Source organism: secondary endosymbiont of Heteropsylla cubana, from assembly GCF_000287355.1.
Taxonomy (GTDB): Bacteria; Pseudomonadota; Gammaproteobacteria; order Enterobacterales; family Enterobacteriaceae.
In genome coordinates this window covers 1,029,699-1,054,203 of record NC_018420.1, presented here as the reverse complement: position 1 = coordinate 1,054,203, position 24,505 = coordinate 1,029,699, and the positions used below count along the sequence as shown (strand labels likewise).

Annotated in this window: 17 protein-coding genes; 2 read left to right on the top strand and 15 right to left on the bottom strand. The window is 28.6% G+C overall.

Annotated elements, in window-relative coordinates:
• Nucleotides 1-38: 38 nt before the first annotated feature.
• Together rlmE and greA are read right to left on the bottom strand one after the other, a co-directional pair.
• On the bottom strand, nucleotides 39-668 hold the full coding sequence (gene rlmE / locus A35E_RS02770) for a 23S rRNA (uridine(2552)-2'-O)-methyltransferase RlmE (RefSeq protein WP_014889168.1): 630 nt from the start codon (nucleotides 666-668) through the stop codon (nucleotides 39-41).
• Nucleotides 669-1,284: 616 nt separating this feature from the next.
• Complete coding sequence (gene greA / locus A35E_RS02765; RefSeq protein ID WP_014889167.1) at nucleotides 1,285-1,764, bottom strand: transcription elongation factor GreA; 480 nt, start codon at nucleotides 1,762-1,764, stop codon at nucleotides 1,285-1,287.
• A gap of 1,957 nt (nucleotides 1,765-3,721) precedes the next feature.
• On the opposite strand from greA, the gene nadA reads away from it, so the two are divergent.
• Nucleotides 3,722-4,768, top strand: a complete 1,047-nt coding sequence (gene nadA, locus A35E_RS02760) for a quinolinate synthase NadA (RefSeq protein WP_014889166.1) — start codon at nucleotides 3,722-3,724, stop codon at nucleotides 4,766-4,768.
• A 1,298-nt stretch (nucleotides 4,769-6,066) separates the two neighbouring features.
• Here the strand turns inward: nadA and pgsA are convergent.
• Nucleotides 6,067-6,612, bottom strand: a complete 546-nt coding sequence (pgsA, locus tag A35E_RS02755) for a CDP-diacylglycerol--glycerol-3-phosphate 3-phosphatidyltransferase (RefSeq protein ID WP_014889165.1) — start codon at nucleotides 6,610-6,612, stop codon at nucleotides 6,067-6,069.
• Between the two features lie 2,798 nt (nucleotides 6,613-9,410).
• Between pgsA and zwf the strand changes: the two genes are divergently transcribed.
• Nucleotides 9,411-10,892: a glucose-6-phosphate dehydrogenase gene (gene zwf / locus A35E_RS02750; RefSeq protein WP_014889164.1), complete on the top strand. Its 1,482-nt coding sequence runs from the start codon at nucleotides 9,411-9,413 to the stop codon at nucleotides 10,890-10,892.
• A 737-nt stretch (nucleotides 10,893-11,629) separates the two neighbouring features.
• Here zwf and mtnN read toward each other — a convergent pair.
• From mtnN to rpmF, 12 genes are all read right to left on the bottom strand, one after another.
• Nucleotides 11,630-12,331 carry a 5'-methylthioadenosine/S-adenosylhomocysteine nucleosidase gene (gene mtnN, locus A35E_RS02745; RefSeq protein WP_014889163.1) on the bottom strand — a complete coding sequence of 234 codons (702 nt, stop codon included), beginning with the start codon at nucleotides 12,329-12,331 and terminating at the stop codon, nucleotides 11,630-11,632.
• Nucleotides 12,332-14,313: 1,982 nt separating this feature from the next.
• On the bottom strand, nucleotides 14,314-14,832 hold the full coding sequence (gene fabA, locus A35E_RS02740; RefSeq protein ID WP_014889162.1) for a bifunctional 3-hydroxydecanoyl-ACP dehydratase/trans-2-decenoyl-ACP isomerase: 519 nt from the start codon (nucleotides 14,830-14,832) through the stop codon (nucleotides 14,314-14,316).
• An 85-nt stretch (nucleotides 14,833-14,917) separates the two neighbouring features.
• Complete coding sequence (locus A35E_RS03265; protein WP_160142540.1) at nucleotides 14,918-15,070, bottom strand: hypothetical protein; 153 nt, start codon at nucleotides 15,068-15,070, stop codon at nucleotides 14,918-14,920.
• Between the two features lie 132 nt (nucleotides 15,071-15,202).
• On the bottom strand, nucleotides 15,203-15,646 hold the full coding sequence (locus A35E_RS03170; RefSeq protein WP_014889161.1) for a hypothetical protein: 444 nt from the start codon (nucleotides 15,644-15,646) through the stop codon (nucleotides 15,203-15,205).
• A gap of 81 nt (nucleotides 15,647-15,727) precedes the next feature.
• On the bottom strand, nucleotides 15,728-15,892 hold the full coding sequence (locus tag A35E_RS03260; RefSeq protein WP_014889160.1) for a hypothetical protein: 165 nt from the start codon (nucleotides 15,890-15,892) through the stop codon (nucleotides 15,728-15,730).
• A complete protein-coding gene (locus tag A35E_RS03165) occupies nucleotides 15,882-16,523 on the bottom strand; it encodes an HPF/RaiA family ribosome-associated protein (protein ID WP_014889159.1) in 642 nt (213 codons plus the stop codon). The genes A35E_RS03260 and A35E_RS03165 overlap by 11 nt, the downstream gene beginning before the upstream one ends.
• A gap of 2,039 nt (nucleotides 16,524-18,562) precedes the next feature.
• Nucleotides 18,563-18,799 (bottom strand): acyl carrier protein, encoded by a 237-nt coding sequence (gene acpP, locus A35E_RS02730; protein WP_014889158.1) that lies wholly within the window; start codon nucleotides 18,797-18,799, stop codon nucleotides 18,563-18,565.
• A gap of 151 nt (nucleotides 18,800-18,950) precedes the next feature.
• Nucleotides 18,951-19,685: a 3-oxoacyl-ACP reductase FabG gene (fabG, locus tag A35E_RS02725; RefSeq protein WP_014889157.1), complete on the bottom strand. Its 735-nt coding sequence runs from the start codon at nucleotides 19,683-19,685 to the stop codon at nucleotides 18,951-18,953.
• A gap of 13 nt (nucleotides 19,686-19,698) precedes the next feature.
• Entirely contained in the window at nucleotides 19,699-20,628 is a 930-nt protein-coding gene (fabD, locus tag A35E_RS02720; RefSeq protein WP_014889156.1) for an ACP S-malonyltransferase, read from the bottom strand.
• 15 nt (nucleotides 20,629-20,643) lie between these two features.
• Nucleotides 20,644-21,597: a beta-ketoacyl-ACP synthase III gene (locus tag A35E_RS02715; RefSeq protein ID WP_014889155.1), complete on the bottom strand. Its 954-nt coding sequence runs from the start codon at nucleotides 21,595-21,597 to the stop codon at nucleotides 20,644-20,646.
• Nucleotides 21,598-21,607: 10 nt separating this feature from the next.
• Nucleotides 21,608-22,639, bottom strand: a complete 1,032-nt coding sequence (plsX, locus tag A35E_RS02710) for a phosphate acyltransferase PlsX (RefSeq protein ID WP_071818290.1) — start codon at nucleotides 22,637-22,639, stop codon at nucleotides 21,608-21,610.
• Between the two features lie 27 nt (nucleotides 22,640-22,666).
• The gene (gene rpmF / locus A35E_RS02705; RefSeq protein WP_014889153.1) at nucleotides 22,667-22,834 is read right to left on the bottom strand and encodes a 50S ribosomal protein L32; all 168 of its coding nucleotides are present in this window, start codon (nucleotides 22,832-22,834) and stop codon (nucleotides 22,667-22,669) included.
• Nucleotides 22,835-24,505 lie beyond the last annotated feature (1,671 nt).

Below are 24,505 nucleotides of genomic sequence, written 5' to 3'. Positions count from 1 at the left end.
CCTCATATTACAACTGTGTTAACAAATAGCGTAGGGTACTATACTTTGCGCCCTGTCGCCACAATATAAACTTCCCGAGAACGGGCTCGGGAAGAATTTGGCTTATGAATTTTTACTTTCGTAAACAGGGAGTGAATATCTCGTAGGTATTTATCAAAACCTTCTCCTTGGAAGACTTTAACCAACATCCCCCCACCTGGGGATAGTATATCTTTGCACATATCTAGCACTAGTCTTACAAGATGTATAGATTTAGGAATATCAATTGCTGGAATACCACTCATATTAGGAGCCATGTCAGATAAAACAATCTGGGCTTTTTTTTGCTCCAGACGTTGAAGGAGGCTTTGTAATGTAAAGGGTTCACAAAAATCTCCTTGGAGAAATTCAACTCCAACTATCGGATTCATTGCTAAAATATCACAGGCAATAATCCGGCCTGTTTTACCAATTTGTTTGGTAATATATTGAGCCCAGCCACCAGGCGCAGTGCCCAGTTCAATTACAGTCATTCCAGGCCGCAATAGTTTATATTTTTGCTGTATTTCGGCAAGTTTAAACCAGGCTCGAGATCGGATACCCTTTATTTGTGCTTGCTGAACGTATTTATCACTAAAGTGTTCTCGCAACCAAGAAGTAGAGCTGGCAGAACGCTTTTTAGTTGTCATGTTAGTACAATCTATCTTATTATTAAGATAATTTTAGTAGTAGTTAATTTAGTAAACACCTACTTTGTTTAAAACGAAATGGCGGTAGAGTAGAGTGTTTTCAACCCTAAACTCCCTAAAAAAAATAAAAATAGATTTGAATATTAATAAAAATTATATTTTAAGTTTCTAATTTAATTAACCAAATCATGTTGTTGAGAGTAGATAATAATTCAATGACATAGAGCTTTAACCTTAATAAAATTATATATAAAAATTCCTCGTTTTATTTTTAGTCAAATTAAGTGTTGATGACGAAACGATACTAAATGTTTTAATAAAGTCTACATTTAAACTTAATTTAAAGAATTTTTAATTCTTTTATATAAGGAATAAGACAATTATAGAGCTTATCATTTACAATGTTGCTAAAAAAGAATCCTCAATTTATATAAGGAATATCGTTTAACAATTCTTCGTGAGACGTACTGTCTTATAATTTCGAACTTTTCTTTTGATTTCTACCTTTTAAAAGCAATACAGGTTAATTTATTTCTAATAAAAAAAACTTTTATTGATTTGGGAAGAGGAGATTTTCACTAAATTATTCCTATGCGTTAAACATTTTTAAGATATTTTAAAGATATTCTATATTAAGAATTTTGTATTCTACTTCACCACCTGGTGTTTGGATGATTGCGACATCTTCTTTGTTTTTACCCACAAGTCCACGCGCGATAGGTGAATTAATCGAAATTAAATTTTGCTTGAAATCGGCTTCATCGTCTCCCACGATACAATACGTTTGTTTCTCTTGACTATCTAGATTCTCGATGGTAACGGTAGCCCCAAAAATCACTTGTCCGTTACTAGGAGCAAGTTTAGTTATATCAATGATCTGTGCGTTAGACAACTTTGATTCAATCTGTTTAATGCGACCTTCACAGAATCCCTGTTGTTCCCTAGCGGCATGGTATTCAGCATTTTCTTTCAAATCACCATATTCTCGAGCTTCAGCGATAGCTCGAATAATTGCGGGACGCTGAAAGTTTTTTAGACGTTCGAGTTCTTTCCGCAATTTTTTAGCACCGTTTAAAGTCATCGGAATCTTATTCATCATTATACCTATAAGATTATTACTCTAAATTCTAAATAATCGTAGTTTTGCATATTCTATAATTTTATCTTGAGCTAATCATTAATGAAGAGTTTATTTTTACAATCGTTTTTTTTGTTTAGCATTATGTCACTATTTTTTTAGTATGTTGGAGCGAAGTTAAAATAGATTATTGTTTAGCTGTGTTTCTAAAAATATTTTGGCATATACAACTATTCACTAATTCTACAATTATTTTTTATAATACCGTGTTTTTATACGATGTTTATAATAAAAGTGGTTTTATTCATTTATTAATTAAGTTTATTTCTTCCATTGCTTGCTCATATTTAATGATAAAGATGGAAATTTTTCTTTCTCAAGTGGCTTTTAAAAGTGAAAATAGGCATCTAAAATTAATATATACAAGCTAAGTGTTCTATTTTAATTTTTTTGTAGTGCGTATTTAACAACGTTATTCTAATTATGAATTTATTAAACATTGATAGAATAAAACGATTCTATTAAATGTTTTTTTAATTGCCGCTTGCATCGTGACATTATCGCACATTATATGTGTTATCAGCCAGGGTTTTCTCTATTATTATTTCATCTATATTTATTTTATGAGAGATTTTAGCTAACAAGTTTTTACATCAATTAAGTTAGGGAAGGGGGGTTTAGATTATAGCAGTGGAGATTAGAAGCTATTACTAAACAGTATTATATTTTTTTGCATTTTTTAATGATAGATTAAACTATATTAAGTTTCTATTTTTTTTACAAATAAAGTAACTAATATTACCTATATTGATTGTATGTTAAAAATATCATTTTATTATAAATATCTTTAAACGTGTAATTGTTAACATAATTTTCACTCAAAACTGGCAATTAAATTACTACTAAAACAGTATCTTTCATAAATATAAGGAGACTTATAAAGATTTAATTAAGGTTTAAGTAGTATGATGTTTTTTTTGCTTTTTTATGATGTAATGGCAAGATCATATTATGATCTGTTTTTGATAAAAAAATTTTGGTTTTATATGTTTTAATTTGGAGAAGTAGGTTGGTTTTATGTAGATTTTACAATTTTATGTTAAACTAATACGCTGTATTACTATATTTAAGTTCCTGAGTAATCGTGAAAGAGTTAAAGTGGATTAAATTTAGACCAGAATATCATTTTTGATAAAAACGTATATTGTTTTATTGCTAGATCTAATTATTTGTATAGGTGAAAAAAGTATAGAAGACTATAGAAATCTACCTTCGAGATGGAAGAAAGTTGTTCTCGATTATATAATTTATCACATCATTTATATTAAGAAGTAAGGTTTATTTTAACATTTTACTTGTTTTAAATTAAATTTATTTGATCTAAGGGAGATGTTATTATCGGAGATAATAATAATTAATAAAAGTATAATGTGTAAATAATATATATAAACCGCATATTTTTTATATGTAGATTAGAGAGCAATATAGATATATATACATTATAATTAATTTAATAAAAATTTAAGAATCTTCAAAAAAAACTTTATTGACTGTATTAGTTTAGTTACCAATTAAACTAGCTTATGCCTATGTAGTTAAATAGATTAGGGAAAATTCTAATTAATTACATGCGTTATTAATCTACCTTTAATAGGTTGAGAGTATATAAAATTAAACATATATAAAATAATTAAGTGTTATAAAAAAGTATTAAATCTACATTAAATGAGCAACTGTTATAATTAGAACATTATAACTATTATAAATTACTACCTTAAGATTAATATATGTTAAATTAATTTAATTATTGATAAACTATCACGCAAAACTAAAATAAATGTATTTAATTACATAAAATTAGTTATAATATTGTTTAATAATTTGTTTATGTTTTATGATAAAACTGAATTTTCGTCTTCAAGTTTTAAGATTTAAACAAACTTGCTTGACGATAGTACATTTCTAGAGAGTTGTGATGAGCGAACTCATAAATGATATTGCCGTTATTGATTCCTATTCAAAAAAGGTTGTTTCTCTAACAGATAACGAAAAATCTATTTTACGCCAAGAAATTGCAAGTTTACTGAAGGCTAAGAACGCGGTGATGGTAGTCCATTATTACACTGATCCTGAAATACAGGCTCTAGCAGAAGAAACTGGTGGGTTTGTGGGAGATTCCTTAGAAATGGCCCGTTTTGGAAAGACTCATTCTGCTAGTCAACTATTAGTAGTTGGCGTGCGTTTTATGGGTGAAACTGCCAAAATTCTTAGTCCAGAAAAAACCATTCTTATGCCAACGTTACAAGCGGAATGTTCTCTTGATTTAGGATGCCCTGCAGACGAGTTTAGGGTTTTTTGCGAAAATCATCCTGATCGAACTGTAGTCGTTTACGCTAACACTTCTGCAGCTGTGAAAGCTCTTTCTGATTTTGTGGTAACTTCTAGCATAGCCATTCCGCTTATAGATTATCTTGATGGTTTAGGGAAAAAAATTATCTGGGCACCAGATCGTCATCTTGGTAGATATATACAAAAACAGACTGGAGCAGATATTCTTTGTTGGCATAGCACCTGTATTGTACATGACGAATTTAAAACCAAAGCCTTACAGCGGATGAAAAGCATCTATCCAAATGCAGCTGTATTAGTACACCCCGAATCTCCCCAAGGAGTAGTTGATCTTGCAGATGTAGTTGGTTCTACAAGCCAACTCATTCAGGCAGCAAAAACATTGAAGCAAAAACAAATTATTATAGCAACTGATCGCGGCATTTTTTATAAAATGCAGCAAGCATGTCCAGATAAGAATTTATTAGCAGCACCAACTGCGGGAGAGGGTGCTGCTTGTCAAACTTGTGCACATTGTCCTTGGATGGCGATGAATGGTTTGAAAGGAATCGTTGCAGGACTTAAGTATAGTGGACTGAAGCATGAAATTAAAATCAAGAAAAGTGTGATTAAGCGGGCGTGGTTGCCTTTACAACGTATGATGTTATTTGCAGAAAAATTAAAAGCTTGGTAAACAATAACAGAAATATAGATGAAGATTTATATGTAACATGAATAAATAATCCTATACAAAGAGTTATTTGAATAGGATTAGAATTCAAACGAAAAGTAATAATATTTACTTAAGTATTTTGTTGTTTGTATATTATGTGTAACATACATGTAGGTTTTTTAGTTATATATAGAATAAAATTGAACTAAAAATTGAACTAAAAACAACTTTATTAGAATTAGAGCATTGTAATTTTATAAAAATTTAATATATCTTTTTCCTAAAATTTTTGAATTTTTTTAATGCATTTTAATTTGCTATACAAAATTTCATAGGAAAGTTGTTACTACTATATTCGGTACTTTCATTATAAAGGAACGTTAAAGTTGCTTCTTGTGTTAGCTTAGTTAGCACTCATCTTATTTTTGTAATGGTCTAATAATTTAAACTACTGAGACATAATTATTTTTTTAAAGAGTGTAGATTTTATATGTAGGAGAAAAGTTTTTCAATAATATGTTGATCATGTTATGAATGGATTTATTCGAGTTATAGTAAAAATATTTAATACATTACTTTAATAAATCTTAGTAACAAAGATGCTAAGTAAAAATGAAAAACCTAGGTAGTTAGTGTTTTTTTTCAATTTTCTATTCAGAATCTTGTCATATTCATAAAGATTTTTTTTTGGATGAATTGTCATTTTAATAGAAATTGTATGTTAAAAGACATTTATAGTATTTCTTTTAATTGTACATTTAATTATTAATGTTGTGCAAATAGGTTATGTGGTTGATAAAAGTAAAGATTTTTTCGAAAATTATATGGAAGTATAATGACATTTTTATAAAAAAAATAGTTTTAAATACTATTAATCTAGTATTAGATATTAGTTAGGTCAGAAGACCTTTAGTTTGTATATTTTTTAGTGATAAGTAAAAGATAATTAGTAATCAACAGAAAGCGATGGATCGATTAGAATAAAAAACGTTTATGAAAATATGTTTATTTAGCATTTGTATTTAATAAATTAAACCACTATAGTTGTTTTTAACTATTTTGTAAATAGTGATCTGTTGCTATATAAAAATAATGGTCGAGTAATAAAAATATAGTATCGTCAAGCTAATTAGATAATATAAAACTATTAACTTTCGTTTAGTAATTTCTAGACTTTTTAGGAAAAAATTCTTATTAGTTAAGCTACTTGTTTTTTTATGTTTAATAAAACATCTATTTTTGAACTTTTATTTAAGGATTATTTTTTTAAAAAAAACAAAGACAACTATTTGATTTAATTTTATAATATACGTTTATTTTCAGAATAGATCATAGCGAGCGGCATACAAATATTGAAACATAGATAAAAAGGTTAGTATTGCTGCAACATAAAGTGAAGCAATACCTATCCATGATACTACTATATCATCTGGTCGAGATAACAGAGCTATTAATGCTAACATTTGTGTGGTCGTTTTTATTTTTCCTATCCAAGAAACAGTTACATTCTTACGTTTTTTTATCTTTGCCATCCATTCTCGTAAGGCTGATATAATAATTTCACGAGCGATGATCGTCATTGCTGGTAGGGTTATCAAAAAAGAGTGAAAATGTTCTGCCACTAATACTAATGCCATGGCAACCATTACTTTATCCGTGACAGGATCAAGAAAACTACCGAAGCGAGTCGTTTGTTTCCAACGGCGGGCTAGAAATCCATCGAACCAATCTGTTATAGAGGCAAATACAAAAATCAAAGTGGTACATAAAGGGCTCCATTGTACAGGTAGATAAAAAGCCAAAATAAAGAAAGGGATCATGAAGATTCGGAGCAGGGTAAGCCAAGTTGGTATATTTATTTGCATAGTGTTGTGATAATTATCTAGCAGAGTGAAAATAATAAGTATGTTTCTACATCTCGAATATTACTTCAACACATGAAATATTTTTTTAGAATAACGTCCGAAATAACTTTACCTTTAGTTATGCCTTCAACCGTAGAAATCATTTTTTTAGTAATTGTAAGCCGTTGATATAATTCAATAAAGCTTAATTTTATTTAGGGTTAAGATTTTTTAATCGATTTTCAATAACTAATATTTTTATATTATCGCGTTCATTTTTATGATTAATAATTGCTTACTTATGTAAGTAATTATTAATATGTTGTATTGCAGGTGAGTCATCGGGAGTGGTAATATGTTTTTTCGAAATGTTGACAAACGATTTGTTTTCTCTTTTATAATAGTACTATAAGCGCTTTATGCCAAGGAACTTCTGGTTTTTTAAATGTTGATTTAGCTATTTTTTTAAATATCATTTCATTCGATGAATAACTATTAATGTCTAGAATTTTTCTATAAAGCTGTATCATAGTGTTTACATAAAATTTGCACTATAAAGTAAAAAAATCATTTCTGTATTTAATGCCTATAACATTAAATCGGGATATTTTTTCCTATTAGTCATATAATATGATCAAGTACTAAATAAGAAGAGATAATCTTTTTCCTTGTAAACTAGCTAATATCAAAGTATTCTATAATGGTGAATTACGTTAAAACCTAAAAGTGTTGTTAGAGTACTTACATATTAACGGAAAATCGATTTTTTTATTTGTTTAAAAAAAATGATTGTTACTGTAACATTGATGCAAGCTAACTTTAAGTGATCAGATAAATTAGCGAGTACTTAAGTTTTAATCTGAATTTTTTTTTATTAGTTTGTTTATTTATTAAAACTGATAGATGCTTTTTGTTGATGTACAATATTCAAAATAATGTTTGATAGAAATGATCGTATTTGTTTTTTTTAAATAAAAATCCACCTACACAATATTTATATTATTTTTATAAGTTAATTTTTCACCGGTACTGGAGGGAAGTAACTAGGATTTCTATCATTTTTACCTTGTCGAATAAATATGACATATAAAAACAAATTATATTTCCATAAAAAAATACTGATGATAAAAAAATCTTCATAGGTACGAAAATATCTTATTCTTTGCAATATATGTTACCGTTTATATTGGAAGGCGAGTGTGTATTATGTTTTTAATACTTTTTTGTGTATCATAGAAAACTTCGCTTTTTTATTAGTATATTAATAATTTCTTGATTTTACCGAATAAAAATAAATAAACATATTCTTCTGGTTTTTTATGCTCCTTGTTACTTGCTCGCTCTCTTATACAAGGTTTAAAATCACGGTTAGTTTAATATTTTAAATATGATCGTGAATGGTTTTAATATATGTTATTTTAAAGATTTTTGAATTGGAACGATCTTTTTATAGCAATATGAATATTTTTACCTCAAAGCTCTTAAGAAAGGGTTTAAAGTAATCTATTTTCTCTTATTTATTGCCGTAATAAAATATAATTCTGAGACATAAATCATCAAGGGAATAATGAAGGGATAAGATTTATCTTCATATAGTATGATATTATAGTTAATAACGTTTGATATGCTCCTTGTTAAAAAAGGAGAGTTTTTAGTTTTTGTTTAAATGACAGCAAGATCGACGTAATGCATAATGGATGTATTTATTAGTGTTCGAGTCTTATGATTTGATATGTTTAGCTACTAAATAGCTTGATAGACGTTATTTAAAATTTTTTAGCCTTTTCGACATAGGTCACTTTATTTTTAAAATTTTAGTATTAATATTATTAATCACTACTTTATATAATCTAGACAAGTGAATATGTTAGTAGGAGAAACCCAGACCAAATTAGCTAATGTTATATGATTTAATGATATGTAATGTATTACAGAGCTTATAATTATGGTTATTAATTAATAATTGATAATATTGTAAAAAATCTAGATACTTCTTGTATAATTTTATTAAATGTAATGATTAATAATAATTTATTACAACTATTTCAAAAAAAGATGCGGGTTTTACTTTAATAGATTTGTTTTAGGTAAATCATATTAAATGTTAAATATTAGATTTTAAATAACTACAGTTTATCAAAAAAACTAATTATTTTTTTTTGTAGGAAACATTTAATTTTTTTAATTCATTTTTTATAGAAACGTTTTTGAGTCTTGATGTTTATTCAAATTTACTAGTATTTTAGACTATTTAAATAATACGACTATACAATAAAAATTATATTAAAATAAAAAAATCCATTTTATTGTATAATAATAATTGGAATTTGAGAAATAATAATGACTACTTTTTTTTATAAATAATAAAGTCTAATAAATAAATTTAATGGTAAAAATGTATTGTTATATTTTAATATCTTTAAAAATATAAAAATATTTAATTAAAATTATTTTTTAATATAGATGTTAAAGTTTTAGTAAAAATAAAGTTGTATTATTAATTTGAAAAAAAAGATTAGGAACGTTAGACATCAATATTGGTTAAAAGAGTATTATAGTTTATCTAAATATAATGTTTAATTGGTGAACTGTTGTAAATAAAATAAAGTTATTAAATGAAAATGTTTTTCTCTATTTTATGTGTAGAGTAAATAAAACTAAATTTTTATAAGTTAATTTAATATTTTCAACGAAACAACGAGTATAATTTTTATTTATAATAAAAACAATGATAATACATCATCTTTTTAAGATTTTATTAATAAAATAAAAAAAATATAATGCAATAAAATCAAAAGTTCTATAATGAGGAGAAGAATATGGCAATAAGTGCTATAGCCCAGGCCTGTGATCTGGTAATTTTTGGTGCAAAAGGTGCTTTAGCAAGGCATAAATTGTTGCCCTCATTATATCAGTTAGAAAAGGTAGGCTTGTTGCATCCAGATACTCGCATTATTGGGGTTGGGCGTGCTGAATGGGATGTGCTGGAATATGCCAAATTTGTTCGTAAATCGTTAGAAATTTTTACTAAGGAGCCTGTAGACAAAAAACTATGGGAAATACTCAGATCAAGACTAGATTTTTTTAATCTAGACGTGAATGAGACCCAACATTTTAAGCAACTAAGTGAAAAAATAGATAAACATACTAGAATAACGATATGTTACTTGGCGATACCTCCTTATACTTTTTCTTCTATTTTTAAAGGGTTAGGTGAAGCAAGGTTGAACTGTAAACCGAGCCGTGTTGTTATGGAAAAACCTTTGGGTAGTAACTTAAGGTCTTCAGAGGTGATAAACAATCAAGTTGCAGAATATTTTAATGAAAGTCAGGTCTACCGGATTGACCATTATCTTGGAAAAGAAATGGTTTTAAACTTACTCTCTCTGCGTTTTTCTAATTCACTTTTTTCCGCCAACTGGAATAATCAGACAATAGATCATGTACAGATTACGGTAGCTGAAGCAATGGGTGTTGAAGGTCGTTGGAGTTATTTTGATAAAGCTGGTCAGATGCGTGATATGGTTCAAAATCACTTATTGCAAATCCTGAGCATGATAGCCATGTCCCCACCTTCTACTTTAACGACGAATTGTGTTCGAGATGAAAAAGTTAAAGTATTACGCTCCCTCCGCCCAATAAATCATAGTAATGTGCGTGATACTACAGTAAGAGGTCAATATACTGCTGGTTTTATAGGAGGAAAAAAAGTATCTGGTTATTTAGAAGAAGGTGACAATAACAACAGTCGTACTGAAACCTTCGTATCCATCCGAGTTGATATCGATAATTGGCGTTGGGCAGGTGTACCATTTTATCTTCGTACAGGGAAGCGGTTGCAAAAAAAATATTCTGAAATTGTAGTTTATTTTAAAAAAATCCCTTTAAATTTGTTTCAAGAATCGTTTCAAGAATTGCCTCAAAATAAATTAACGATTCGTTTGCAGCCAAACGAAGGAATGGAGGTACAAATTTTAAATAAAGTTCCCGGATTATCGCATAAACATCGATTGCAAGCTACTAAATTAGATTTGAGCTTTATTGACGTTTTCAATCAAAAACATATAGTGGATGCTTATGAAAGACTTCTTTTGGAGATTATGCGTGGTATTCAATCGCTGTTTGTTCGACGTGATGAAGTAGAGGCAGCTTGGAAGTGGGTTGATTCAATTTTAGAAGCTTGGGAAGCTGATAATGAGGCGCCTCAACCTTATCAGGCCGGTACGTGGGGCCCAGTTTCTTCCATTGAAATGATGACGCGAGATGGACGCGCATGGAATGAAGCTCCAGAGGTTTCATGAATCTATAGTAGAGACAATTTATTTTCACGTAGTGAAACAATCCCTATTTCTGCAAATCTTTTAATATTGGAGATTTTATAAATAAAATTTTTATTAAAAATCGAGATCAATGTTAGATTAACAGAAAGAAAAAGTAGATAAAACTTTAGGTATTAAAAGATCTAGCTCTATATAGAGTTTATAAATTTTATTTGTTTGATATGATTAGTTTAATATTAAAAGTTTATTGAAGAAAAAGAATGTAAGTATATAAATGTATATTTAAAATAGCAGAGAATTATGGTATAATAGATATTTATACAAATAAAACAATTAATAAATATATAATTTAATTTAAATTTTTAATAATATAATATTATTAATTTTTTTACACTATAAATCATTAATCTTATATTAAACAATGGAGAAGGCCTAGAAAACGAACAACCATATCATCTTCTGGCATGGCGAAGATAGTTTATTGATTTCTAGTGTTGACTATATAGTATTTACGTGTTTTTAATTACGATTTATATCGTTGCGTGATTATATAGAAAGGAAAAAATATGCAGAAAACAGATAAAAAATTATTTAATATTCTTTGTATTCCACAATCAGTAATTTACTTAATAGCGTTATTTTTATAATTAAAATTTTTTAATTTATAAAAAAATAGATTATATCTCAAAATTTTGAATTGCTATTTAATTAATTAAATGTGTTTTTAATGAAAATTTTAAGATATGTAAAAATATTATTTATAAATGTCTTGCTATCGTTTGAATAACAGACTCTGTTATTTTAGAAGCAGTTTTTGCAACAATATTAAGCGATTCATTAAATCTTAAATGAGCTTTTATGTCTGCCATATCAGAGATTGCACGCACTATAACAAATGGGGTCTTAAACTTATAGCACACTTGGGCAATAGCTGTTGCTTCCATTTCTACAGCAATAGCATCTGGGAACGTCTTTAAGATGTGTGATAATTTTTGGGCATCCTTTATAAAAATGTCACCACTAACAATCAAACCAGATATTACATGTATTCCTAATTGGTCAGCTATCTCTTCTACGAGTGCTACTAGTGAGACATCAGCATAAAATGATTGTGGACAATCTGCTACTTGGCCAGGTTTATAACTAAAAGCAGTCATATCTACATCATGATACCTCATTTTATTAGGAACTATAATGTCGCCGATTTTTAATGATGATAGTAATCCGCCCGCAGTTCCGGTATTTATAATTAGTTCTGATTTAAAGTTATCTAATAAAAGCGTAGTGCCGATTGCTGCAGAAACTTTACCAATACCAAGTTTTATTAATGTGATTTCAATGCCGTGTAAATAACCTCTATAGATTTTGTATCCCGCTTTTTCTAATAAGGTAATATTTGTCATTTGATCTCGTAGAAAAGCTATTTCTTGTTCCATTGCACCGGTAATGCCAATTTTCACAAAAACTCCTATATTCACGTTTTTCTTTAAAGTCTAGTTTTACTAAAAAAATACAGGTTATTAATTGATGCATTTATTAGCATTTATATTTATAATTATTTATAATTTTATGTACTCTTTTTAAGAACGTTATTATTAGTATTTTAATAGCGTTTTGTTTTTGATTACATTTTTTTGATTATAGGCAATCAGCAATTAGTATTTAATTTGAATTGTTTTCAACAATTATTTAATTGATTGATGATATGTTTTCGTTTTAGATTCTATTGTTTTCTAATAAGAAGTTTGTTTTTAAACGATTAATTAAAATCATGTATATAACTTGGATTAATGTTGTATTTTATATTTTTTTAAATAAAAAATAGAGTTTTATCCATTTTTTATTTAGTGTGATGGGAAAATCATAGATACACTAAATAAATAACTTTTAAGCTTTTATTAAAAATTTTAATGCAGTATTTATTTCTAATTTAAAAAAAATTAATAAAATAAATTTATTTATCATTTTAATTTAATGGTTATAACAATTTAAAGTTGAATTTTCATTTTATAGAATATATATTATATATATAACATTTTATTAATTAAGGTCTTTGTTTAAGTGATGAGAAAATAATTTTATTATAATGATTTTTCCTTGTCGACCATAAAGTTGACTACACGTTTAATAAACGAGTAATAGTGATGGCTCAAAAGTAGTTATGCGTCTTTAGGTTGCCATACTTTGTTGAAACAAGTACATTTATTATTTTTTTACTCATTAATAAGTGTTCATGTTTTTTCTTTATATTATGAAACAAAACTTTATAGCTTTATATTTAAGTTAATGAAGAGTCTTTTCTTTATTTAATATATGAGAGTTATTAAATGTATTTAAAAGATCATAACAGTATGATGTTATATTAATATATAATTATGCATTATTTCTCTCATTGTGAAAGGTAATAGTTATAAATTTATTCATATATAAAATGATTTTTATAAATAAAATACACTAAACAGCTATTTTTGAAAATTTTGTTTATTTACTCTTAAGAATATCTTTCTTAAAAGAAATTGTTAGTGGACTCTTATATTCAGATAATATCTCCATATTAAACATAGATTTTTAATAAAAATGATATAAATAATATTTATTATTCTTAATAAGCAAGCCCATAAAGATAATAAGATTTTTAACTAACTTTTATAAGTAAAGTATTTTATAAATATACAAACATTCAATTAAATACCCTAAATTCTTTTCTTTAAATGTTTATCTATCAACTTGATTTTTATATAATTAGAAAATTTCTTTAGTTTTATTTTATATAGAAAATCTTTTAAAAAAAAATTTTGATTTATAAAAATTATAAAATTAATTTTATCTAGAAAAATAAATTTGTAATGAAATTGTCTATAGTATAATACTTCATCATACTACAAAATATGATAAAGATTTTCATTAAGTTTATAAAAAAGAAAAATATCTTTAACACTAGCTAATAGTGCTTACATATTTAGTAATCTATCATTATCTACAATAAGATAGAGAGCACAACGCTTTGTTGTTTTGAATTTAAGATACACTTATATAATAAAAATTATTTTTTTTGTTATATTTTTTATCAAAAATACTATGTAAATTTGAAGATCCATGATTTTTAAGTAATTAATTATACAAAATAACAAAAAAAATATTTCTCCAACAATTTGAAAAAACATTTATTTTACAAATAAAGGAATTAATAAGAGGAATGCATATTAAATTTTTTCATAAAACTTATCAATATGGAAATTGTTAATTGATTGTAGAATTTTTTAAAGATGTTTTTAGCGGATACTGTAAAAATAGATAAACTTATTTTTTTCTATAAAAGTTTATTTCTTTTATAGAGAATAAGATTCGTTAAATGATGTAGTGTAAAACTATAAATTTATCTAAAAGTTTATTTTGATAAAATAATAAAAAAAAGATATTAAATGTATCTTATTCAACGATGTTAAAATAGAATGGTATTTTTAAATAGTCCAACTTTGAGATTACTCGCAGTGTAAATTAAAGTACCGTCACACAAGACTTCTCCATCTGCCATAGCCATTAATAATTTTCTATGAATTAATCGACGAAAATGAATGCGATATGTAACTTTTTTTGCGGTTGGTAGAACCTGTCCAGTGAATTTGACTTCACCTACACCTAATGCCCGACCTTTTCCTTTTCCGCCAAGCCAACCTAAATAAAATCCGACTAATTGCCACATTGCATCTAAACCCAAACAACCTGGCATTACTGGATCATCAATAAAATGGCAGCTAAAAAACCACATGTCTGCATGAATATCGAGTTCTGCTTCTACAGAACCTTTGTTATAATTTCCGCCGTCTTCAGTCATTTTAACTACCCGGTCTATCATTAGCATATTAGGCGCGGGTAACTTAGGACCTTCTTTACCAAATAGTTCACCACGGCTGGATGCAAGAAGATCTTTTTTTGTATAGGATTCGGGTTTATATACCATATTTCTTTAAACCTTAATAATTAAATCCCGCACATTATCTTAGCTGTTTTTAGGAGAATTTTTACCTTTTATTAAACCATTTTAGCTAGCGTGCGAAACGCGGAAAATGTTGTTGGTGTAGATTAATATTCCAAATACGTTCGTGTATAGCTGAAAGAAGACTAGGATTTTTTTTATTATCATAAAAGGTAATGCGGTTAGAATTTCCAATGCTTTCGCAATAATATTTACTTCCCATAAAGAAAACTGTTCTTCCCGTATTGCAATGCTTAAATTATCATTTAAGCATAGGTGTCTTATGTTGCCACTAGGAAATACTACACTTTGGATGCCAGTGAACTTTTTGTCTGAAAAAAAACAAAAAAACCTTCTATTTTTTTTCGTTTATCGGACTAATAGGTTGAATGTAATCAAGTGGATTTACGGAACTGGTAGCTGCAATCTCTTGATTGATCGGTTTGTCGGTCAGTTCATTAATAAAAGTAATTCCTTCTGTTGCTGAAGTGTTATCTCCGTATACTACAGTGTAAAATTCTTTAAAAACTAATAAAACAGAGAAAGGGATGGGTCTGTTTAGATGTAGTGCAGACATTAAAGGTGTCTGCATAATCATTATTCTTTTAGAATAAATATTACTACCTAGTTTTACTTTTTTTTCAATATCGTTAATTTCTTCTGTTCTAAAATGTATAACACAACTAGTGCGAAGGGGTTTGTCAAATAAAATTGGATAATTCGAAAAATCTAGAATCGATAGTGCATTTACTTGACATATAACTTGTTCCTGAGTTTTCATTATAATCTGACCTTCCATGATCTCTTCCTGTATTCGTTTTCTGAAACAGATTTCGCACCATAGGTTTTTTTCACTCGTAGACAATGGCGTAACCCTTAATCATTCTAAGAAAGTATAAATTGCTGCGTCTTTTAGAATACAAGTAAGCCATTGAGAGCATAGCGGTAGATGATATTGATCATTTATATGACGTATGAGTTGTCGTATTAAGGTTAGCCAGGCATTTTTATTTATAGCAGAAAAATCTTTCGTCTTAGTGATCATATTGACCCCAGGAATACCATGATTTTATATATTTAATTTTAGTAACGCGTAGTTCGGATACACATTCGCCGTAAAGAACGAATCTAAAAAGATCCTTCCCCACTAAACCGAGATCAGCTAATTTTTTTCTATTTCCAAGGATTATTAGTTGTAAATCAGGTGGCATTAAAGGAGTTGAAAGTACTAAGGGATTGTTGCGATTATCTAGTGTGAACCAATCACATCGTTGTTGTAAAATCATTTGTTTGAGTTGCATCCGTAGAATAGACTCTTTGATAAAAGAGTGGATTCCAATAATAAGAACACCACCGTTAGCTTGATGCATTAGGTCCAGTTGTAATTTAATAGTATTAGGGTAGCAACTTACATCAAACAGATGTTTAAATTTTATACAGGATTGCCATAAGCAAGTTTCGCGAGCAGCAAAGTTATCCTCTAGTTGTTTTGCAAGGTGTTGATGTATACTTAAATCAATTACAGCATAGAGACTTTCTATAGATTTCTTGGGCGTAAGTGAAATATTTTTAACTATTTCGGTTGTCATCTCGCAGTAATGTTTTTTCTCTTTTTCCATTAGAATCGTAAAGCGAATAGGCGCGTATGGATGATACAAGTATGACAATTTATTCATAAGACGAACCTATATGGCTATTAAAGGAGAGGCTAAAGTTACATCAGGAGCGTCAAATACTTCTATGAACTTGGTTATACCTGGTAGTAAATAATTTGATTGTAATTTTTTGCCATAAAGAGAAATAGCTTTTGTTTCATATAATGCTCATTATACAAGAAAACATTGATTTTATAACACAAGAATGCTTATTGTATGGTTTGTAGCATTATTTAATTATTTTTTTTAACAAATTGGCTTGTAACTTGACATAAAGTTTTATAAAGATTTAATTGTTCACAGAAACATTAATATATAAAATATAGGTTTTTAACCTTTACGAATTTATAGAAAATATTTTTTAATATTATCGTTTCTGGCGTGTTGAGGTATATTGTTAATAACCTAATTTCTTTAGAAATTTTACTGTAATTGTAACCTTAAAATTGTTTTTTTTGATCTTTAAATTCAAAAAAAATAACAGTATTATAAATATATAACAACTTACAAGTATAATGCTTATGAAATAGTGTTTTTAATCGAATTTTTGATCTTTCTTGTTTCTTAGATTTTCTATACAGTAAAATTGTTGAAGATTTATTATATACATTTATAGTAATATTGTACGTTAATGTTTTTTATATAAAATAAAAAATTAAAATAATATATAGGTTTGTCTTGTGAATATAATGTTTCATAAAAAATAAATGTTCATCAGATATCTTATTTAAGTAGTTAAATGATTAATATACTTTTAATATTTTTTAAGTTTAGAATTTTTTATTCTAAATTATAGAGTTAGAAAAAAACTTTAAATAAAGCATGAATCTAAATTAATTGAATTTATGAGTGGCATAATGTGAATATAAATTATTAAAGATATATTTATACTTTAAAATAATAGATTTATTTTTGATTTATATAAAGTTTATTATTTCGAATCTTTTTTATTATTAATAGGTTTTTGATTTAAGTTGCTTAATTAATATGAATCTAATTTCTTCTTCATACTAATTTCTTAAGATGTACATAGAATATCATAAGATTTTTCAAGCATAAAGATAGCTTTTTTCTTTAATTATTACATATATCTTTTTTTATTGTCTTATTAAAAGATTTAAAGATACGGTAGTCACCATACTATTTCTTTTACCTATATTTTAATAATTTTGAATTTATTAGAGTAAATAAAAAGTTATATCTAATTATAGTTAAAACTTTAAAAGTTTTATCATTTTTTTTTTAAATTTAGTGTTAATCATATTGATGTAGTATTCTTTTATTTTTTAGAAAATCTTTTTCTTATGCGTTAGGAGCACAGAATACTAATATTAGTAAGAATCGATGTTTAATATTGATTTAAGATATTTTTTTATCTATTAATCGTCGATTAATTTTAATATAGGAGTGGCATTTACATTAAATTAAAAATACAAGTAACGGTTTTTATTAAATATAAAAAAATGTTTATTGTTAAAACAAAAATTATTACAGGATCTGTATTTAAATAGTAAAATTTATAAACTAGGTGTTTTATATATTTTCATAATATAAAGATGGTTTATTTATCTTTTTTATTAAAACAAAGATTAATTAAGAAATGTATTATAGATAAATTTTTTTTGTTTATTTAGAGTATTGATTCTAATGAAATTGTAAATTAATCAGCGTTATTTGACGAGTATCGCAGGAAGGTAAAACTATTTAATAAGTTTATATGAAAAATTCAATATCCTGTAAATTAATATGCTTAAAATCCATAAAGTTATAAAAATGTTTAAGTGAAATAAGGATTTGATAGTCTTATATAATGTGATAAAAATCAATTTTCTTCAATGATTAGTTAAAAACTCAAAATTAGACGACAAGTTTTTAATTTCTAAAGAAGTAATGGATCTGATAAATAAACAAAAGACTCTTAATTAGAATTTTTAGTAAAAAAAATTACGTTTTCATTAAATATCATTAACTATTATAATGTTATATTAACTAATATTAATATATAAAATAAATATAATAGAGAAAAGTTTAGGCGGTCGAGTGCCGCCTAGGCGATTTATTTACTGAGAGCTAGCTTGAATAAAATCAATTGCTGCCTGTACGGTAGTAATTTTTTCAGCTGCTTCGTCGGGAATTTCGGTGTCGAACTCCTCTTCCAGCGCCATAACCAGTTCAACAGTGTCAAGAGAATCAGCGCCGAGGTCGTCAACAAACGAAGCATTGTTAACAACTTCTTCTTTTTTTACACCTAATTGCTCAGCGATGATTGCCTTAACGCGTTCTTCGATAGTGCTCATACTCTTAAATTTCCTGTCAAAACTCGCTTACGCGATGGTTTTCATAGTGTATAAATTTGGATCGAAAGGGAACTTACTTCCGGTTAGTTAAACCACATTTTTCTATTTTGAGGTTTTTACTAAAAACAATGTAAATGATTGTTTTCGCTGTTCAGAGCATGTACATTCCACCATTGACATGTATTGTTTCGCCAGTGATATATCCTGCCTCTTCAGAGGATAGAAAAGCGACAGCATAAGCGATTTCTTTTGAGTAACCAAAACGGTTTGCTGGAATCTGTGACAAGATGTCGGCGCGGTACTCATCTGTCAATGTTTGAGTCATCTCGGTTGATATAAATCCAGGCGCTATTACATTTACTGTAATACATCGAGAAGCAACTTCTCGGGCTAGCGATTTACTAAATCCAACTATACCTGCTTTTGCAGCAGCATAATTTACTTGCCCGGCATTACCACTAGCACCAATAACAGAACCTATAGTAATAATTCTACCATATCGTTTTTTAATCATCGCCCTCATTACTGCTTTTGACATATAGAATAGAGAAGTCAAATTAGTATTAAGAATAGAATGCCACTCATCTTTTGTCATTCGCATAAGTAGATTATCGCTTCTAATACCTGCATTATTAACCAATATATCTGTATCGCCAAATTCTGCAAGCATTTTTTTAAAAAAAATATCAATTGCAATATCATTAGATATATCTAAATGCATTCCTGTGCCACTTTTTCCTAAATAGCTATTAATAGTAGTAATACCTGACTGACTAGTAGCTGTTCCAATTACTGTTGCTCCTCGCGAAGCTAGAGTTTCTGCGATTGCGCGTCCGATCCCGCGACTAGCCCCGGTTACTAATGCTATTTTACCTTTTAAGCTCATTTGTGCCTCAAATTTATCGTTTTATTGCTATAGCCAGTGAGGTGGGGTCATTGACCGCTGCACTCAGAATATTCATGTCACTTCGTCTTATAAGTCCAGTCAACACCTTCCCTGGTCCGATTTCTAACAACATTTCTACACCTTGGCTAACTAGATACTGGATACTTTCTGTCCAGCGTACTGGATTATATAATTGACGTACTAGAGCTTGACGGATAGCAGTTGGTTCGTTTTCTATTCGCACATCCACATTATTGATGACCGAGATTTTAGGCGTGAGAAATGTAACTTCTTTTAGTATTTTGGCTAATTTTTGTGCAGCGGGTTTCATTAATATACAATGAGATGGCACGCTAACTGATAGAGGAAGTACATATTTTGCTCCCGCTTTCTTGCAAACTAAACTAGCACGTTCTACTGCTTTTTTATGACCTCCGATAACCACCTGACCTGGTGAATTGAAATTAACCGGTGACACTACCTGTCCTTGAGCTGCTTCTTTGCAAGCAGAAGAAACAATATCGCTATTTAGACCGATAATAGCCGCCATGGAACCTATACCGGTTGGTACAGCGGTTTGCATTAATTTACCCCTAATTCCGACGAGGGTAATTGCCTCCTTAAATTCTAGACAACCAGAGCAGACTAGAGCTGAATATTCTCCAAGACTGTGTCCAGACATTATCGATGGAGGCTGTCCTCCTTGTTGTTGCCAAAGTCTCCAGATAGCGACTGATGAAGTTAATAATGCTTGCTGAGTTATCCAGGTTTTATTGAGCTCTTCCGAGGGTCCTTTCTGTATTCGCTTCCATAAATCATACTTAATGATATCAGAGGCTTCCGAAAATGTTGCTTTAATTATTTTGTGATGTGTTGCCAATTCTGTCAACATACCTACTTCTTGAGAACCTTGCCCTGGAAACACCATACCGAAAATCTTCATATTTTTTCTTTTTTATTAAAATCGTAAGAGTGCTGAACCCCATGTAAATCCTCCACCAAATGCTTCTAGTAGAATTAGATGTCCAGGTTTAATTCGTTGATCCCGGATTCCTATATCTAGCGCGAGGGGAATGGACGCGGCAGATGTATTACCGTGTCGATCGAGAGTGATAATTATTTTTTTCATGCTAATCCCTAGGCGTTTTGCTATAGCAGTAATAATTCGTAGATTAGCTTGGTGGGGTACTAGCCAATCAATTTCATCTTGTTTGATTTGGTTGGCTAACAGAGTTTCTTTGACGACTAAGGCAAGTTCAGTAACGGCTATTTTAAATACTTCACTACCCGACATAGTCAAATAAGCAGATTTAGATGGATTAAGACGGTCATGATAAGGAAGTGTCAGTAAGTCACCATAGCGTCCATTAGCATGAAGGTGGGTGGAAATGATGCCTGGTTCAGAAGAAGGACCTAGTACTACTGCACCAGCACCATCGCCAAAGAGAATGAGCGTTTCGCGATCTTTGGGGTTTAAAGTATGACTTAAAATATCAGATCCTATTACTAGCAAATATTTAACAGAACCGTTTTTAATATAATTATCAGCTATGCTTAGCGCATAAATAAAACCGGCACATGCTGCCGCTAAGTCAAAGGCGATACAGTCACGAATACCAAGATCGCGTTGAATTTGGCATGCGGAACTTGGAAAAGCATGATTTGATGATGTTGTGGCTGCGATAATCATTCCAACTTTTTCTGCAGGAATACCTGCCATAGTTAATGCTTTTTCAGCAGCGTTGTATCCCATTGAAGAGACAGTTTCATCAATTCTAGCAATACGGCGTTCACGAATACCAGCGCGTGTGAGAATCCACTCATCCGATGTATCTACCATTTTTTCTAAATCGGCATTAGATCGGATGTCTTCTGGAAGATAGCTTCCAGTACCGAGAATTTTTGTAAACATAAATACTTAATCACTCTTTGGGTAGTACCTCATCTAAGCGTGCAGCTATCCGTTGTGAAATCTGATGTTCCACTGTTTGTATTGCTTTTTCTATAGCAGAAGTGAACGCATGTTGGTTAGCTGCACCATGACTTTTAATAACGACACCATGTAAACCAATTAGGCAAGCGCCATTATATTGATCAGGATGCAGTTGATCAAATTGATGAACAAGATAACGTTGTATCCATTGCATACTTAATTGGGTTAGGAAACTTTGTTTTTTGTTATCTCTAGAGGGTTTAATGCATGATGCAAATACTCTTATTATTCCTTCCATTGTCTTTAATGTAACGTTGCCAACAAAACCGTCAACAACTAAGACATCGGTTTTTCCTGTTAATAATTCATTAGGTTCTAGATATCCTATATAATTAACGACAGGAGTATTTCGTAAGAATGCTGATGCATGTTGAATGGGACTAAGGCCCTTATTTTCTTCTACACCGATATTCAATAAGGCCACGCGCGGGTATGGGATTTTCATGAGATGTTCGGATATAACCGAACCCATAATTGCAAATTGCACTAGTGATGCGCTGTCGCAGGAAATATTAGCTCCGACATCTAATAGGAGTGTTTTTCCTTGTTTTTTGTTAGGTAAGGTTACCATTAATGCAGGTCGTCTAATACCATTAATATGTTTAAGTATAATATTTGCTAGTCCAATTAGAACACCAGTATTTCCGGCACTGATGCATGCTTGGGCTTGACCTTCTTTAAGAAGCTCTAGTGAAATACGCATAGAAGTTCCGCGACTTGTTCTGATAGCGCTAGAAGGCTTAGCATCGTTAGCAATTACCGATTCAGCAGCAATAACAGTTATCCGTTTACGTAATATGGAATTAGTTTTTTTTAGTAGTAGATGTATTTTGGTGGGATTTCCAACAAGTAATAGTTCAAGTTTAGGATATAAAAGTAGAGCCTTCAAAGCTGAAGGCACTGTTACCTTAGGTCCGTAATCGCCGCCCATAACATCTAGAGAAAGAATTAAACGTCTCAATGTATTTATTGTTTTAAAAAAAAATTATTAGGAAACTACTTTTTTGCCACAGTAAAAACCATCATTTGTGATATGGTGGCGTAGATGCGTTTCTCCAGATACTTTATCTATTGACAAAGTAGAAGTAGTTAAAGTATCGTGAGATCGACGCATGCCTCGTTTAGAGCGAGTAGGTTTCTTTTTTTGCACAGCCATTGCCTTGTTCCTTAATCACAGTATGGTGATGCTAGATGTTTTCTACCAAAGGAGAGAATTATAGTTTTTAAAGATGGACTTCTCTGAAAACAATTTAGGAATTAATCATCTCAATGAAGTAGGTTAACGCAATAAACATATAAATATTATTATATTTATATGTTATCATGTTAATAGCATGTTTTTTCTTAATATTGTAAAGTCTTTTACAGTATATATATTAGAGATTTTAAATAAAATGTCGCTATTAAGTAGATTTTTTTTGATAAGTTGTTTTTTTATAGTTTAAAATCTCATTTATTTCCGAAAGCTTTATAAAGCTTAAGGATATTAAACTGAAAAATATTTTGTGCTTGTTTTATAGTAAAAAATAAGCTTGTAATAACTATTTTTTTACTTTTGTATTGTGTTGATTTAAGTATTGACGAAAAAATATCACTAAAATTTAAAAAAAGTTAATGATGTGCATGATTAGTGCAATAAAAGTTGGCTTTAGTGTTATAGTGTAAATTATTACAGGTAATCACTTACTAGATAATCCCATTATTTTATACTTTCCGCTCTTATATATAAAGTGTATATTATATTTTCATATGCAAAAATATGCTTTTTCGTATTTTAATAAAAAATCAGTTTTATGAATTAATAATTAAACTATATTTTTTAACTTAAACAAGTTACTATTATGCATAATTGCATTATTATAATTAAATGAATTAATAAATAAGTTAGATGTTTGTATAAAATCTTTTTAATATATTGTTTAAAAAATTTATATGTTAATTTTTTTTAAGGGTGGAAGAAATAACCAAAAAAATATTTTTTTGATAAAATATTCGGTGATATGTTCAGTTATTAAAAGGTCAGTAATATTGTTTTATCTTTTTTAATTTATATAAAAAATTATTGACCTATCAAGTAAAACCTACTTATTAATTGATAATTAGTTTATTAAATGCACTGTGTTTATATGAACTTTATATTTCTTGCGTTAAAGGTAAATTTTTAGAGTTGTAGTTGCATCACGGAAAAAGTATTTATTTAAAATATATAATTTACGTAATAATTTTTTAGTTTAATGTTAACTATGTCAAGATATTAAGATTGCTAATACGCCAAATAGTATAGAAACTTAACTTTATTGAGATAATCATAGGTAAAGCTAAATTTAGTTTTTATGATTAACAGTTGTAAAATATATTAAGATTTAGGCGTAAGACTACATTACAAAACAGTATAAAAAAAACAACTATTGTTGCTTCTGATTAGTATATTGTAGAGCAGGAATGAGGGGGATATCTTCTTCTTTACAAGGGTGATACAAAGTTTTCTATTGAAAATGATAATTAACTTTAAAAAAAATTATATATTCAATAACAATTAGCTATCATTAATTTAAACAATAAACATTACTATCTTCGTTCTTTAATTTAAATTTATCATCTTTTTTAGATAATAACTGAATGTTGTGATTAAAATATATTTGTTAATATATTGATTTAATTTAGTATCTATTTTAGATAAAACAGTATAGTAACAGGTGTTATTAATTAATTTATTTTAATATGGTTTAATGATCTTTTTTGTCATAGCAAAATACTTATTGTTCTTTTCTGTGAAAAGTATTTTATCAACGTAGATCATCATCTATAAGAGTTATCTGATGTTATA